Raw genomic sequence first — 15594 nt, 5'->3', positions numbered from 1 at the left:
AGGGAGTTGAAAATGAGAGCTGCGCTCTAAACTTTAAGCGTAGAACCATACTCTCATTTTCTAGATTTAATAAGGAGGGAAAATAGTATTAACTGTGCAGTCGGCTCACCGCTTCTTCAAGCAGTAGCAATTGCTCCATACCTTGCTCGGTTGCCACTGGTTTAACGACATTGAGCATTTGCAGCATACCTTGTTTTACCATTTGCTCGGTAATTTCGGTCTTTGGTGACATCGCTGACTGGTAAGCTAACCAACTACACGCGATAAGGTGCAGTGTACAAACCAATGATTTCAACTGCTCTTGATCAACATTCAATAGCTTCAAAGACACAAACTCTTGCATGATCGCGATCAGGTTGGCTTGCAGCTTCTCTTGAACATCAATGTATTCATCATGCAGTTGTTCGTCTCGAGAAAGGATTTCGGGAAGATTCGCGTAGAAAAAACGGTACTTCCACATCAAAGTGAAGATCGAGTCGAGGTAGCTTTTCAGCATGGTCAGGCTCTCTTGAGAACCCTGAATAGGGGTAAAGCGTTCTAGCAGTTCCGCAGAGTATAGCGCGAAGATCTCACGCACAATTTCCTGCTTATTACGGAAGTGGTAGTAAAGGTTGCCTGGGCTAATTTCAATATGGTCAGCAATGTGATTGGTTGTGATATTGCGCTCACCATGTTGGTTGAACAACTCCAGTGCGGCATAGACGATTTTGTCGCGCGTTTTCATGGTTATCGTATTCCCTCTTCATTAACGAATCGAGTATAGCGACTTCACCAACCTAGGTCGATAGAGGCTCCAAATACGGTAACATAGCAGACCAGTTAGAATACCAATCGAGTTCGCAATCAAGTCGTGCCAAGACGTTTGGCGCCCCACATAACCTTGTAATACTTCAATCACAGCGCTGAATAAAAGAATACTCAGTGCCATAATCCAACGCTGACGCCAATTTGCGACACAGAAGCCTCCCAAGAAACCAAAACCACTGTACGCCATCGCATGCTGCATCTTATCCAAATATGCAATGTTGCCCCAATCTTGCAACTCTCCCGAGCTCAGAGACAAGTACGCAATCAAAGTCGCATAACTAAGCAGCACCAAACGTCCAGCAGTCAGGTTCATTATTTATCCTTAAGCAATAGGGAATGGAAAAGCGGTCACTTGGTCGATATGGTCACAACCCAGCGCCAACATGATCAGGCGATCAACGCCTAACGCCACACCTGCGCAATCCGGCAAACCTGCTTCTAATGCGCCAATCAAATGGTAATCAATCGGCTGTGGTTTCAAACCCATTTCCAGACGCTTAGCATTATCTTGTTCAAAACGCGCCAATTGCTCTTTCGGGTTATCCAGCTCGTGGAAACCGTTCGCCAGCTCAATGCCTTTGAAGTACACCTCGAAACGATCCGCCACTCGGTTGTCTTGCGGATTGATCTTTGCCAGCGCCGCTTGCGATGCAGGGAAGTCATACACAAATGCAGGCGCTTGTTGACCAATCTTAGCTTCGACACCAATACTGAAAAGTAGTTGCAGCAAGGTATCGCGATCCTCCTCTGGCTCAGCAATATCACTTAGCCCTAGCTTAGCTGCGACCACTTTTAGCTCTTGCATCGAGCCTTCTAAAGGGCACACGCCTAGCACATCAATAAAAGCTTGCTGGTAAGTCATACGCTCTGCCGCACCACACTTCAGCACCAGTTGAAGTAGGTCATCCATCTCATCCATCAACTTATGGTGATCAAAACCAATCCGGTACCACTCCAGCATGGTGAACTCGGGGTTGTGATGACGACCATTCTCTTCGTTACGAAACGCTTTGTTAATTTGGTAGATACAGCCGCTGCCCGCCGCCAACAAGCGCTTCATATGGAATTCAGGGCTGGTCATAAAGAACAGTTTGCTGCCGTCGGCATAACCCGGTCCAACAAACTCTGTTTGGAAGGTATGCAAATGAATGTCGGTCACCGTGGCGTGGCTCATGGCTGGCGTGTCAACTTCCATCACCTGTCGCTCGGCAAAGAATTGACGAATAGAGGTGATCAACGCAGCACGTTGACGAAGTTGTTCCATAGAAGCGGTAGGTTGCCAGGTCGTTTGCATAACAAGAGTCTCAATACATTGGTGAGCGAGGAAAATAGCAATTTTGGCACGCTTTGCCTAGTTCATCGATAGGGGATTCCTCTTAATTTCATCCGTCTAAATACGAATAAAACTCGATTAAAACTGAAGCAAGCATTTCACGTTCCACAGTACAAAAAACACTCACAATTAATCCTATTATCAATGAGGGTAATGTCGTGCAACACCTATGTAACATTGACCGAGTTTACGTTTATCCCTCAACCGTTTCGTGCCGTGATAGCAGTCACATAACCTAGAATTTCTATGCTCTTGTGTGCATTACCGGAGAAAAAACCCAAATACATCAATTTTTCTACCATAAGGCTCCCCTACACTAACCCTACTACTTTTGAGGGATTGCCTTAAAACCCTTCCCTCACACTCACAATAACAAGCGGATTTCCGCAATCACACACTGGAGGATAACTGTGCAAATTATCACCACAGATATCGCAGTCATCGGCGCAGGCGGCGCTGGTCTTCGTACTGCTATTGCAGCGGCTGAAGCAAACCCGGACTTAGAAGTAGCACTTATTTCTAAAGTTTACCCAATGCGCTCCCACACGGTTGCTGCAGAAGGTGGCTCAGCAGCAGTTATCAAGGATGAAGATAGCTTAGACAACCACTTCAACGACACTGTTGGCGGTGGTGACTGGCTATGTGAACAGGACGTTGTTGAATACTTTGTAGAGAACGCGACTCGCGAAATGATCCAAATGGAGCAATGGGGTTGCCCATGGAGTCGTAAAGAGAACGGTGAAGTCAACGTACGCCGCTTTGGTGGTATGAAGGTTGAACGTACTTGGTTCGCTGCAGATAAAACTGGCTTCCACATGCTTCACACGCTATTCCAGACGTCGATGAAGTACGACAACATCAAGCGCTTTGATGAGTACTTTGTTGTCGACTTGCTTGTTGATGAAGGTGAAGTACAAGGTCTGATTGCAATCCACATGTCTGAAGGTGAACTGGTTACGATTAAGGCGAAGTCTGTCGTACTAGCAACGGGTGGCGCAGGTCGCGTTTACCACTGCAATACCAACGGCGGTATCGTAACGGGCGATGGCATGGCGATGGCTTACCGTCACGGCGTTCCTCTACGTGATATGGAATTCGTTCAGTACCACCCAACAGGTCTTCCTGGCACTGGTATCCTGATGACTGAAGGTTGTCGTGGTGAAGGCGGTATCATCGTCAACAAAGACGGCTACCGTTACCTACAAGACTACGGTATGGGTCCTGAGACTCCAGTGGGTCAACCTAAGAACAAATACATGGAACTGGGTCCTCGTGACAAAGTTTCTCAAGCTTTCTGGCACGAACAACAGAAAGGCAACACCATCAAACACCCTCTTGGTGATGTGGTGCACCTAGACCTTCGCCACCTAGGTGAAGAGTATCTACAAGAGCGTCTACCATTCATTTGTGAGCTAGCGAAAGCTTACGTGAACGTTGACCCAGCAAAAGAGCCAATTCCAATTCGTCCAACGGTTCACTACACCATGGGTGGTATTGAAACCAACGGCGAATGTGAAACTCGCATTAAAGGTCTATTCGCGGTTGGCGAATGTGCGTCTGTTGGTCTTCACGGTGCAAACCGTCTAGGTTCTAACTCGCTGGCTGAGTTCGTGGTATTTGGTCGCGTTGCGGGTGAACAAGCGGTGAAACGTGCTGCAGAATTCAAAGGCTGGAACGAAGAGTCTATCGCGACTCAGGTGAAAGCAGTTGAAGACCGCATTGCCGCTCTAATGAACCAAGAAGGTGATGAAAACTGGGCAGATATCCGTACTGAAATGGGTCACACCATGGAAGCAGGTTGTGGTATCTACCGCCAAGAAGACTTGATGCAAGCAACCATCGAGAAAATCACTGAGCTGAAAGAGCGTTACAAGAAAATCAGCATCAAAGACAAAGGCAAAGTGTTCAACACTGACCTTCTTTACGCTATTGAAGTGGGCTACGGTCTAGAAGTCGCAGAAGCGATGGTTCACTCTGCAATCCTGCGTAAAGAATCTCGTGGTGCGCACCAACGTCTAGACGATGGTTGTACAGAGCGTGATGACGTGAACTTCCTGAAACACTCGCTTGCTTTCTTCAAAGAAGATGCAGCACCAAGTATCGACTACAGCAACGTGACGATTACTAAGTCACAGCCTAAAGCACGTCTATACGGTGAAGCAGCAGAGAAAGCAGCAGCAGCTGAAAAAGCCGCTGAAGCAGAAGCGAAGAAGGCAGAGGAGCAAGCATAATGTCATCAAACCGCATTCAAAAAGTCGACATTCTGCGTTACGACCCAGAGAAGGACGCAGAACCATATACTCAAACGTTCGAAGTGCCTTTTGATGAAACCATGTCTGTGCTTGATGCGCTTGGTTACATCAAAGATCACCTAGACAAAGATCTGTCTTACCGCTGGTCTTGTCGTATGGCGATCTGTGGTTCTTGCGGCATTATGGTAAACAACGTGCCTAAGCTAGCTTGTAAGAGCTTCCTACGTGATTACCCGAATGGCGTGACTATCGAGCCACTAGCAAACTTCCCAATCGAGAAAGACTTGATCGTGGACATGACGCCGTTCATCGAGCGCTTAGAAGCTATCAAACCTTACATCATTGGTAACGACCGCAAACCAGAAGACGGCACAAACCTGCAAACGCCTGAGCAAATGGCGAAATACAAGCAGTTTGCTGGCTGTATCAACTGTGGTCTGTGCTACGCAGCATGTCCTCAGTTTGGTTTGAACCCTGAGTTCATCGGTCCTGCTGCTCTAACTCTGGCACACCGTTACAACCTAGACAGCCGTGACAACGGTAAAGATGAGCGCATGAAGCTGATCAACGGTGAAAACGGCGCTTGGGGTTGTACGTTCGTAGGTTACTGTTCTGAAGTTTGTCCGAAGAGCGTAGATCCTGCAGCGGCAGTAAACCAAGGCAAAGTAGAGTCTTCTATGGACTTCGTAATTGCTATGTTGAAACCTGATGGTTCACCGAAAAAAGTGGAGGCATAAGGATGAGCAACCGTAAACCTTACGTTCGTGAAGTAAAACGCACTTGGTGGAAGAACCATCCTTTCTACCGCTTCTACATGCTACGTGAAGCAACTGTGCTTCCTCTAATCCTGTTCACTATCTTCCTGACTTTCGGTCTAGGTTCTCTAGTGAAAGGTCCTGAAGCTTGGCAAGGTTGGTTGGAGTTCATGGCAAACCCTATCGTGGTAGCGATCAACATCGTTGCACTACTAGGTAGCCTGTTCCACGCACAAACTTTCTTCAGCATGATGCCACAGGTTATGCCAATTCGTCTGAAAGGCAAACCAGTGGATAAGAAAATCATCGTTCTGACTCAGTGGGCAGCAGTTGCGTTCATCTCACTGATCGTTCTCATCGTGATGTAAGGAGCTTGAGTAATGAAACCAAATTATAGTGTTAATACAGCACCGAAACGTTCTGATGAGCCAATCTGGTGGGGTCTATTTGGTGCCGGTGGTACTTGGTTCGCAATGATCACGCCAATCACGGTACTCGTACTCGGCATCCTAGTTCCATTAGGTGTGATTGATGCAGAAGCAATGAGCTACGAGCGCGTATCTGAATTCGCAACCAGCATCATTGGTGCACTGTTCATCATCGGTACGCTAGCACTGCCAATGTGGCATGCAATGCACCGTGTACACCACGGCATGCACGACCTTAAATTCCACACGGGTGTGGTAGGTAAGATCGCATGTTACGCGTTTGCAGGTCTTATCTCTGCACTGGCTGTTGTCTTTATCTTCATGATTTAAGACGCTGACGGAAAATGAAAAAAGCTGGCACCTCGCCAGCTTTTTTATTGCCTGTTATTTGGTTTATCGTCAGCGCTATTCGTTTCAGACACTATTCAATAAAGGTCGCGATTTCATCCAGTGACTTTTTGTGCATTGCATGTTCTGGAATGGTTGCGTTTTCTTCCGGATAACCGGTCACAATCAACATGTATGGACGGTCAACATCGTTGTCTCGGCCACAAATCTTACTCAAGAAACTCATCGGCTTTGGCGTGTGAGTCAAGGTACCCAAACCGGCGTTATGCAATGCTTGAAGCAAAAAGCCTGTGGCAATCCCTACTGACTCGTGTACGTAATAATTGGTTTGTTCCCCATCATTGCTCATGCCACCTTTCTTTTGCGAAAACACAGCGATCAGCCACGGCGCTTTTTCCAAATACGGCTTACTGGCATTCGTGCCGAGTGGTTTCAGTGCATCTAACCATTCTTGCCCAGCTCGACCTTCATAGAAAGAACGTTCTAATTCTTCAGCGGCTTGGCGGATCTGCCCTTTCACTTCTGCACGGTTAATCGCAACGAAATGCCAAGGTTGATGGTTTGCCCCACTAGGTGCCGTACCTGCCGCTCGAATACAGTGCTCAATCACTTCTTTCGCAACTGGGCGATCAGAGAAACTTCGAATGGAATGACGGCGCTGAAGTTGCTCAAGATTATGTACAGCTCTTGCTGCCATTTCTTGCGGAGGGTATTCCACATAATCATTGAGTGGATGGTGTTGCTCTTGAGTAGACATAGTGCTTCCTTGCGCTTGTTGGGTGTTGATTCACTATAGCCACAAATTTCACCCTCGCCTTTTTATCTTCATAAAATCAATGTGATATTGAGATAAGGTGCAAATATTAAGCACTATTTTGCCAACAAAAAAGAGAGGCTGATAACTCGTATCAGCCTCTGCGTTACTCTGATTTGTACAGTTATCAGAGCTTTTAGTCACCTATGATCTTTTTGCTTTTTGAGCTTTTGACCACCCATGATCTTATTGCTGTGTGACCTTCTTAGTTTGGTCCATTAAGCCCAACGCGCCAAAGCCAGTAATCACATCAAGGTTGGTTTTCAGACCTGTTTCTTCACCACCACCAATGTAGTTTTGTGGCATCTGCACTTGGAAGTTTTGCAGGTTGTTGTACAGCGAGTTCGCCACGTCTCGATTCAACTCGGCCAAGTACACTTCTCGGTTTGCACCCAGTGCCGCATACTTCGCTTTCAAGACTTCCGCTTCTGCACGACCTTTTTCAAGAATCGCTTTTGCTTCAAATTCCGCAGACAAAGCATTGGCTTTTTGAATCGCTAGGTTAGCTTCCGCTACTGCTAGCTCTTTCTCTTTTTCCACCTCAGCCAGTCGCTTAGTTTTCTCTACTTCAACAATTTCACGCTCCGCAATTTGACGCGCAACTTCGACTTCTTTTTGCTGTGCGATGATCGCAAGCTCTTTGCTACGCTGAGCATCTTGTACTTCACGAGTACGTTGAATCTCTTTACGTAACTGCTCAGTCTCTGCTTGTGCTTTGGAGGTCTCTTGCTCCTGAATCGCACGAATACGGTCGGCAACTAGACGCTTCTTATCTGCCAACAACTGATCAAGCTGTTTCTCTGGCTGCGGATCACCGATGGTCACCTGCGTCACTTGAATACCGTATTGCTGTAGCGGGTTATCCTGTCGGATTGGTTGCCCAGTTCCATCCACAACCGGAACCGTCTTCCACACCAATTGGTTAGTGCGTTGCAGTTGGTTCGCATTCGATTGGTTAGCACCTACTGGAGCAAGGTCTAGCTCTTCCACTTCTACCTGACGACGCTCAGTCAGATAAATGCCTTCACGCAGTTGATCACCCAGTTTGGATTTGAACTGGTTCAAACCACCTTGGAAGAACTCTTCCCCCGTGTACTGGGTCGCGGTAATCACTGTCACGTTACGTGCGTTCTTCACCAACAGGGCATCGATAAGGTTGCTGTTGTTGCGGAACTCTTTGTGCATCTTCTTAACCGCTTCAGGATCATTGCTGAGCTTAAAGCGGAATGTCACCGGAATTTGACCAATGTAGGTATCGGCAAAGCGAACCTGCACCGCATCAAGGCGTTGATAAAAATCCTCGCCCTTGCTGTTACCAAATGACACGGTGATCACTTGGTCATACTTGGTGATCTTAGACAGGAACGGCATACGAAAATGAATGCCCGGCTCCGTGAATACATCCAATTCACCGGTGATGTTGTTCTGATGCACATAGCTGTAACCCGCATCGGTCATTAGCACTGAGCTGTTAATTGTTAAGCCTATGGCCAGCAGCGGGATACCAAATACGGCTGCTTTCAATCCTTTATGTAGTAACTGACGTCTCTCTTCCACTTTTAAACCTCTTCCTAAGCCTCTGCTTTCCATTTTGTTCTCCTTTTTAGGTTGTCATTGAGTTAAATCGATAAAAATCAAATTGCTATACAACTCGCTGACAACGAGGACTAATGTATCAAATTGTGACATTAAGAAATAATCGAAAGATTCATGAAATAAATAAGATTTTTACGAATAATACAAAATCATTAAAAATTTGCGGAGGATATCGATGTTTTGCACAGAAGCATTAAAGGGAGGGGAATTGCAGACAATAAAAAAGGCCGCCGAAGCGACCTTTTTCATCAAATACGTTTGAGTGAATTACTTCACACGACCTACGTATTCAGCAGTACGAGTGTCAACTTTGATCACTTCACCGATTGCGATGAATAGTGGAACACGTACAACAGCGCCAGTTGATAGCGTAGCTGGTTTACCACCTGTGCCTTGAGTATCACCTTTCAGACCTGGATCTGTATCTGTAACTTCTAGCTCAACGAAGTTTGGTGGAGTAACAGTAATTGGGTTACCGTTCCAAAGCGTGATCATACAAGTGTTGTTTTCTACCAACCACTTAGCGTTGTCGCCAACTGCTTTCGCGTCTGCAGCGATCTGCTCGAAAGTTTCGTTGTTCATAAAGTGGTAGAATTCGCCGTCTGAATATAGATAATCTAGGTCGATATCCATTACGTCTGCCACTTCACAAGTGTCACCAGACTTGAATGTTTTCTCTAGCACTTTACCAGAAAGAAGTTTACGAATTTTAACGCGGTTGAACGCTTGGCCTTTACCTGGTTTAACGTATTCGTTTTCCAGAATTACACAAGGCTCGTTATCAAGCATTAACTTAAGGCCGCCTTTAAATTCATTGGTGCTAACTGTAGCCATTTTTTCCTCTTACATTCTTAGAGCTAAATTCAATGCCGCACATAATAACCCGAAAAGTCGAATCTGTTGAGCAAAACTGGCTCAAACAGTTAGCGAATGGGATCTCTGATCCTGCAAAATTGCTGGAAATGTTGGAAATTGATCCATCGCCATGGCTGGACGGGTTTGCTGCGCGCAAGCTGTTTGCACAGCGTGTACCGCAAAGTTTTGTCGATAGGATGGAAAAAGGCAATCCTTACGATCCACTTTTACGCCAAGTATTACCTTTGAGCGAAGAATTTGAGGTCCATGAAGGCTATTCTAATGATCCGCTAGAAGAGCAAGACAATGACATTCCGGGATTGCTGCACAAGTATCGCAACCGCGCCTTGATGATTGTGAAAGGCGGCTGTGCGGTGAATTGCCGTTACTGCTTCCGCCGCCACTTCCCTTATCAAGAAAACAAAAGCGGCAAGCAAGCATGGACTAAGTGCCTTGAGTACATGGCACAACAACCTGAGCTAAACGAAGTGATCTTCTCTGGTGGCGATCCTTTGATGGCAAAAGACGATGAGATCCACTGGCTATTGGAGCACATCGCACAAATTCCACATATCAAACGCCTGCGTATTCATAGCCGTTTGCCTGTCGTGATTCCTGCTCGTATTACTGATGAGCTATGTCACCTACTTCGCGCTTCTCGTCTGCAAATCATCTTGGTGACTCATATCAACCACGCCAACGAAATCAACGCTGAGTTTGCCGCTCAAATGGCGAAGTTGAAGCAGGTTGGCGTTACCTTGCTAAACCAGGGGGTACTGCTGAAAGACGTTAACAACAGCGTTGAAGCACAAGTTGCACTGAACGAAGCGTTATTTGACGCTGGCATTTTGCCTTATTACTTGCACGTTTTAGATAAAGTCCAAGGCGCGGCACACTACTTTGTTTCCGATGAAGAAGCGAAAGAGCTCATGCGTGGCGTAATCACGCGAGTGTCTGGATATTTAGTGCCTAAATTGACCCGTGAAATTGGGGGTCGACCAAGTAAAACACCACTGGATCTGCATCTAGAGTAAGTTGCTTGCCGTATAAAGATTGTCGTTACGAGTAAAAGCTTTTGTTCGCTCAGGCGGTCTTATCTATGCATACTCCGCAAATTTGGAGGTTAAGATGCAAGCAACTTTTGAACACTATTTCGATCTTGGCCCATTCAGTTGGGCGGCATTACTTTGCTGCGCAATCAATGGTTTGATGATTGGCATTGAGCGTCAAACTCGAGGTAAACCCGTTGGTATTCGTACTGCAATTCTCGTCATATCAGGTACTTACCTATTTATGTCAATGGCGGTTTCACTTTCACCAAACACGTTAGACCAAGCTCGTGTTCTTGGGCAGATCATTACTGGTGTTGGCTTTTTAGGTGCAGGTGTGATGATGACTCAAGACGGCAAAATCCACGGTGTGACTTCAGCAGCAGTAATTTGGGTATTGGCAGGCTTGGGCTTGATGATTGGCTTAGGTTACTTATCGCAGTCGATCATTATTACCGTGTTGGCATTGACCGTTTTGCTCGGTGTAGACCGGGCAGAAAACCGCGTCAAAGCTTTGCGCCGCGGTGTGCACCAGAAAATGCAGCAGCGAAAAACATCTACACGTTTGATCAAATAATCCATTCAATAAAAAAGACCCCGACGTCTCGCCGGGGTCTTTTTGTATCTGGCATTTATCGTGGAAGGTCGCGGAACTTATTTCGCAAAGTTCACGATAGGGAAACACTTGAAGAAACCGTTGTCCGCACAGTTTAGGAGACCAATTTGAACACCATCGATTTGATCAGTCATGTTGAAGACACCAAGCTGGAAGTTAGATTTTTTAGAGATACTTGCCAGACCAATGTCTGCCATTGTGTAACCTTCAGAGTAGTTCACCGCACTCCAGTTCAAACCTTTCACATTGTTTGTTACGTTCACTGCACCCAAGTTAACACCATTCGTCTGACCTTGGTTCCAGTTAAATAGACCCAGAGAAGCACCCGTCATTTCTTGATTTACTTTTGATGCACCAAAGAAAAGACCGAAGTTCACACCGGTTGTACGATCTGTTTCAGACATACCAAGTAGAGAGAAATCGACACCTTTCACTTCGTTCACCTGACCGTGAAGAACAGCAAGACGCACACCACCAACTGAGGAGTTAGAAGGCGCGTTCGTGTTGTCGATTGTAGAGAACATAACTGGTGAGCTGTCAGCAAGAGCAACAGGTGAAGCGATAACGGCTGCAACAGCCAGTGACGTCATTAGCTTTTTCATTTTCATCTCCATGGGGATTTGTCTTTTACAACATAGTGTAGTGTTCAGAGTTTGCGCTATTTTTAGTTGATGAATGTTAGCGCTAAGTCATATTTAACTGAGTGAATATTTAACCCAATAATTCACATGCATTATTTATCCGCTTTTTTCCTAAACTCTGATGATTAGTAACCACTCAATTTCGAGTGTTTCCGTCAATGTTCTCAGCACTCAGCTCAATCCAATGACACCTTGCTCTGCTATGTCTAACGAAGAAGAATCAGAATTTCCCTACAACTCAATCTCACCCACAAACAGCCTCAATTCACAAACATAAAAAAGCCGAGGCATTCACCTCGGCTTCCTAGTTTGGTTTGGTCGGTTGTCTTTAAGCTATAACGTCTTAGAGCAAAGAGAAAGCGCGGAGTTTACGCACGTAAATGAGCACTTTCGATGCAGCTATAAGGCGTTAGAGCGACAAGACAAGCAGCAAATTACATCATGCCGCCCATACCACCCATACCGCCCATACCACCCATGTCAGGCATACCTGCGCCTTCTTTTTGTGGTAGGTCAGTAACCATCGCTTCAGTTGTGATCATTAGGCCTGCAACTGATGCTGCAAATTGTAGAGCAGAACGCGTTACTTTAGTTGGATCTAGGATACCCATCTCTAGCATGTCGCCGTACTCGCCTGTTGCTGCGTTGTAGCCGTAAGAACCTTCACCTGCTTTCACGTTGTTCGCTACTACTGACTCTTCATCACCTGCGTTCTTCGTGATTTGACGGATTGGCGCTTCCATTGCACGTAGTGCAACGCGGATACCAACGTTTTGCTCTTCGTTGTCGCCTTCTAGGTCAACAATCTTAGATGCTGCACGGATTAGTGCTACACCACCACCAGCAACAACGCCTTCTTCAACCGCTGCGCGAGTTGCATGCAGTGCATCTTCTACGCGGTCTTTCTTCTCTTTCATCTCAACTTCAGTTGCTGCACCAACTTTGATTACTGCAACACCGCCTGCTAGCTTAGCAACGCGCTCTTGTAGTTTCTCTTTGTCGTAGTCTGAAGTTGCATCTTCGATTTGCTGACGGATTTGAGCAACACGACCTTGGATCATTGCTTCTTCACCCACGCCATCGATGATGGTTGTGTTTTCTTTTGTGATTGCAACGCGCTTCGCCTGACCTAGGTCTTCTAGTGCTACTTTTTCTAGCTCTAGACCAACTTCTTCAGAAATCACGATACCGCCAGTTAGGATAGCGATGTCTTGTAGCATTGCTTTACGACGGTCACCGAAACCAGGCGCTTTCACTGCTGCTACTTTCACGATGCCACGCATGTTGTTCACAACAAGTGTTGCTAGTGCTTCACCTTCTACGTCTTCAGCGATGATAAGTAGTGGGCGAGATGCTTTTGCTACTGCTTCTAGTGCTGGAAGAAGTTCACGGATGTTCGATACTTTCTTATCGATCAGAAGGATGAATGGGTTTTCTAGATCAACAGAACCTGCTTCTTGGTTGTTGATGAAGTAAGGAGATAGGTAACCGCGGTCGAACTGCATACCTTCAACTACATCTAGCTCATCTTGTAGTGCTTGACCTTCTTCAACAGTGATAACACCGTCGCGACCAACTTTTTCCATTGCTTCAGCAATGATGTTACCTACGCTTGAGTCAGAGTTCGCAGAGATGGTACCAACCTGTGCGATTGCTTTGGTGTCGTTACACTCAACAGATAGCTCTTTTAGTTGCTCAACTGCTGCGATAACTGCTTTGTCGATACCGCGCTTAAGGTCCATTGGGTTCATACCCGCTGCAACTGCTTTTAGACCTTCATTTACGATTGCTTGCGCTAGTACGGTTGCTGTTGTTGTACCGTCACCCGCTGCGTCGTTTGCTTTAGACGCAACTTCTTTAACCATTTGTGCGCCCATGTTCTGGAATTTATCTTCCAGTTCAATTTCACGCGCTACTGATACACCATCTTTAGTGATCGTTGGTGCACCAAAAGATTTGTCTAGAACTACGTTACGACCTTTAGGACCCAGTGTTACTTTTACTGCGTCAGCTAGAACGTTTACGCCTTCTAGCATTTTAACTCGTGCGTCATTACCAAATTTAACGTCTTTAGCAGCCATCTTTGATTTCCTTTCTAAATTCTGTTTTCGATTTCGTTTTTGAATCAGAGCAAAAAATTACTCAACGATTGCTATTAGTCGACAATAGCCATGATGTCGTTTTCAGACATTACTAGCACTTCTTTACCGTCGATTTTTTCAGTTTTAGTACCGTAACCTTCAGCGAAGATAACAGTATCACCAACTTTAACGTCCAGCGGTAGCACTGTGCCGTTCTCTAGGATGCGGCCTTTACCCACAGCTAGAACAACACCGCGAGTCGATTTTTCCGCAGCAGAACCAGTTAAAACGATGCCACCAGCTGACTTTGATTCAACTTCTTTACGTTCAACGATAACTCGGTCATGTAATGGACGAATGTTCATCGGTCGTCTCTCCTGAAAATTTCCATGTTTATTTGATAATTGCCCGCGCAGGGGCACGTGATCACTATATAAGGGGCAAAGCTAAGGATCCCAAGGGGTAGACGTGAATTTTTTGTGACTTAGTTAAAATAACCGGCAGCTAAGCAACGGTTTGCGCGCGAAATGCTCACTCGCCGAGGCAACGGCTTTCTTGTATCCTTGCCCTTCCCTCACCAGACTAGATGTCAAAAATGCTGGAAAAGAATAAGCCGGACAATCAGACTCAAGACAAGCATGGTTTGTTGACCGCGCCCATTCCTGACACCTTACGCAAAATGACCGCCCCTATGACCATGGGCATGATCGCGATTTTGATGTTTAACTTGGTCGATACCTTTTTCATCTCGCTATTGGGTACCGAAGCGCTCGCGGCAATCAGTTATACCTTCCCAGTAACCTTTGCTGTGAACTGCATCACTATGGGCATTGGTATGGGTCTGTCGACCAATATCGGTCGCCTGTTGGGTCAAGGAGAGTCTTCTCAAGCAGCACGTTTTACTAGCCATGGTTTATTACTGGCAGTTGCTCTAGTTACGATTGCTTCAACGCTAGGTTTGTTTACCATCGAGCCATTATTCAGCTTCCTTGGCGCAAAAGAAGATTCCATTCCACTGATCAAGCAGTACATGCAAGTCTGGTATCTGACAATTCCCCTGCTGGTGATCCCAATGGCAGGCAATAGCGCTATTCGGGCGACTGGTGATACCAAGACTCCGGCGAAGATAATGATGCTCGCTGGATTGATTAACGGCATACTCGATCCATTACTCATCTTTGGCTACGGTCCTTTTCCTGAGCTCGGCATTCAAGGCGCTGCGATTGCTAGTGCATTCAGTTGGTTTGGTGCTTTGTGCGGTTCTTTCTATGTATTGATCAAACGCGAAAAGCTGCTTGCGGCACCACAATGGCAGTGCATCAAACAAGATTGGCAACAAACGCTCAAGATCGGTACGCCCGCTGCTCTCTCGAATGCGATGACGCCGCTATCTGGTGCGATTCTGATGATGATTTTGTCTCACCATGGCACCGCAGCGGTTGCCGCTTATGGTGCTGCGCAGCGAATTGAGTCGATCTTGATTTTGGTGTTGATGTCACTGACTTCTGCACTCACCCCGTTTATGGCGCAAAACTTTGGGGCTAATAACCCTGCTCGTGCATTCGCTGGCTGGTTCCTGAGCATGCGCTTTGCGGTGGTGTTCCAAGGCTTTATCTTTTTGATGATGGTGCCCCTTAGCATTCCTCTCGCAGCACTCTTCTCCCAAGAAGCGGCAGTAAAAGACTTGCTGTGGCATTACCTCTTAGTCGTGCCGTTTAGCTATGGTTTCCAAGGTATTGTGATGATGCTGGTGAGTGGCTATAACGCGATGCACAAACCGCTGCGCGCCTTTCAATGGAGCTTTATGCGCTTGTTCGTCTTTACGCTGCCAGCGGCATGGATTGGCAGTCAGCTTTATAGCATCGAAGGTTTGTTCATTGGTATTGCTCTGGGTAACACACTAGGTGGTTTGCTAGGGTATCTCTTTGCCCTGCGCGAGCGTCGTATCACATTAGCAGAGCACGCGAGCTCTTAGTTCCACATAAAGCCAGTTTCAATCTCAGACGGACTTCTGCTTAG

General features: G+C 46.4%; 16 protein-coding genes. 7 read left to right on the top strand and 9 right to left on the bottom strand.

All coding sequences use genetic code 11. The annotated features are described in order from the left end of the window. Positions 1-88: 88 nt before the first annotated feature. The 3 genes from QMY49_RS15825 to epmA are packed head-to-tail and all read right to left on the bottom strand — an operon-like array spanning position 89 to position 2101. Positions 89-724, bottom strand: coding sequence for a TetR/AcrR family transcriptional regulator (locus QMY49_RS15825; RefSeq protein ID WP_005448317.1), 636 nt, complete (start codon positions 722-724; stop codon positions 89-91). Positions 725-745: 21 nt separating this feature from the next. After that, positions 746-1120: a VanZ family protein gene (locus QMY49_RS15820; RefSeq protein ID WP_277205654.1), complete on the bottom strand. Its 375-nt coding sequence runs from the start codon at positions 1118-1120 to the stop codon at positions 746-748. A gap of 9 nt (positions 1121-1129) precedes the next feature. Continuing rightward, positions 1130-2101 carry an elongation factor P--(R)-beta-lysine ligase gene (epmA, locus tag QMY49_RS15815; RefSeq protein ID WP_017190948.1) on the bottom strand — a complete coding sequence of 324 codons (972 nt, stop codon included), beginning with the start codon at positions 2099-2101 and terminating at the stop codon, positions 1130-1132. Positions 2102-2550: 449 nt separating this feature from the next. On the opposite strand from epmA, the gene frdA reads away from it, so the two are divergent. From frdA to frdD, 4 genes are read left to right on the top strand one after another with little or no spacing between them, the layout of a single operon-like run. Then, a complete protein-coding gene (gene frdA, locus QMY49_RS15810; protein ID WP_005448312.1) occupies positions 2551-4371 on the top strand; it encodes a fumarate reductase (quinol) flavoprotein subunit in 1821 nt (606 codons plus the stop codon). Next, the gene (locus QMY49_RS15805; RefSeq protein WP_005425032.1) at positions 4371-5129 is read left to right on the top strand and encodes a succinate dehydrogenase/fumarate reductase iron-sulfur subunit; all 759 of its coding nucleotides are present in this window, start codon (positions 4371-4373) and stop codon (positions 5127-5129) included. The genes frdA and QMY49_RS15805 overlap by 1 nt, the downstream gene beginning before the upstream one ends. 2 nt (positions 5130-5131) lie before the next feature. Beyond that, positions 5132-5515: a fumarate reductase subunit FrdC gene (gene frdC, locus QMY49_RS15800; protein WP_005425044.1), complete on the top strand. Its 384-nt coding sequence runs from the start codon at positions 5132-5134 to the stop codon at positions 5513-5515. A gap of 12 nt (positions 5516-5527) precedes the next feature. Then, positions 5528-5905 carry a fumarate reductase subunit FrdD gene (gene frdD, locus QMY49_RS15795; protein WP_005425034.1) on the top strand — a complete coding sequence of 126 codons (378 nt, stop codon included), beginning with the start codon at positions 5528-5530 and terminating at the stop codon, positions 5903-5905. Positions 5906-5996: 91 nt separating this feature from the next. Here the strand turns inward: frdD and QMY49_RS15790 are convergent, their stop codons facing one another. From QMY49_RS15790 to efp, 3 genes are all read right to left on the bottom strand, one after another. Then, positions 5997-6680, bottom strand: coding sequence for a nitroreductase family protein (locus QMY49_RS15790; RefSeq protein ID WP_005448309.1), 684 nt, complete (start codon positions 6678-6680; stop codon positions 5997-5999). A gap of 243 nt (positions 6681-6923) precedes the next feature. Further along, complete coding sequence (locus QMY49_RS15785; protein ID WP_005425046.1) at positions 6924-8327, bottom strand: SPFH domain-containing protein; 1404 nt, start codon at positions 8325-8327, stop codon at positions 6924-6926. 273 nt (positions 8328-8600) lie between these two features. Continuing rightward, positions 8601-9167 (bottom strand): elongation factor P, encoded by a 567-nt coding sequence (efp, locus tag QMY49_RS15780; protein ID WP_005425036.1) that lies wholly within the window; start codon positions 9165-9167, stop codon positions 8601-8603. 32 nt (positions 9168-9199) lie between these two features. Between efp and epmB the strand changes: the two genes are divergently transcribed. Together epmB and QMY49_RS15770 are read left to right on the top strand one after the other, a co-directional pair. Continuing rightward, positions 9200-10222: an EF-P beta-lysylation protein EpmB gene (epmB, locus tag QMY49_RS15775; RefSeq protein ID WP_005448294.1), complete on the top strand. Its 1023-nt coding sequence runs from the start codon at positions 9200-9202 to the stop codon at positions 10220-10222. Positions 10223-10316: 94 nt separating this feature from the next. Further along, the gene (locus QMY49_RS15770) at positions 10317-10814 is read left to right on the top strand and encodes an MgtC/SapB family protein (RefSeq protein WP_005425045.1); all 498 of its coding nucleotides are present in this window, start codon (positions 10317-10319) and stop codon (positions 10812-10814) included. A gap of 77 nt (positions 10815-10891) precedes the next feature. On the opposite strand, the gene QMY49_RS15765 is transcribed toward QMY49_RS15770, so the two are convergent. From QMY49_RS15765 to QMY49_RS15755, 3 genes are all read right to left on the bottom strand, one after another. Beyond that, complete coding sequence (locus QMY49_RS15765; RefSeq protein ID WP_005448292.1) at positions 10892-11455, bottom strand: VC2662 family protein; 564 nt, start codon at positions 11453-11455, stop codon at positions 10892-10894. A 473-nt stretch (positions 11456-11928) separates the two neighbouring features. Next, a complete protein-coding gene (gene groL, locus QMY49_RS15760; RefSeq protein ID WP_009698895.1) occupies positions 11929-13575 on the bottom strand; it encodes a chaperonin GroEL in 1647 nt (548 codons plus the stop codon). 74 nt (positions 13576-13649) lie between these two features. Further along, entirely contained in the window at positions 13650-13940 is a 291-nt protein-coding gene (locus QMY49_RS15755) for a co-chaperone GroES (RefSeq protein WP_005448290.1), read from the bottom strand. Positions 13941-14170: 230 nt separating this feature from the next. Between QMY49_RS15755 and QMY49_RS15750 the strand changes: the two genes are divergently transcribed. Next, a complete protein-coding gene (locus QMY49_RS15750; RefSeq protein WP_283312309.1) occupies positions 14171-15550 on the top strand; it encodes an MATE family efflux transporter in 1380 nt (459 codons plus the stop codon). The last annotated feature ends 44 nt before the right edge of the window (positions 15551-15594 follow it).

This window comes from Vibrio harveyi (assembly GCF_030060435.1).
Classification (GTDB): Bacteria; Pseudomonadota; Gammaproteobacteria; order Enterobacterales; family Vibrionaceae; genus Vibrio; species Vibrio harveyi.
This window is presented reverse-complemented; position numbering and strand designations above follow the sequence as displayed.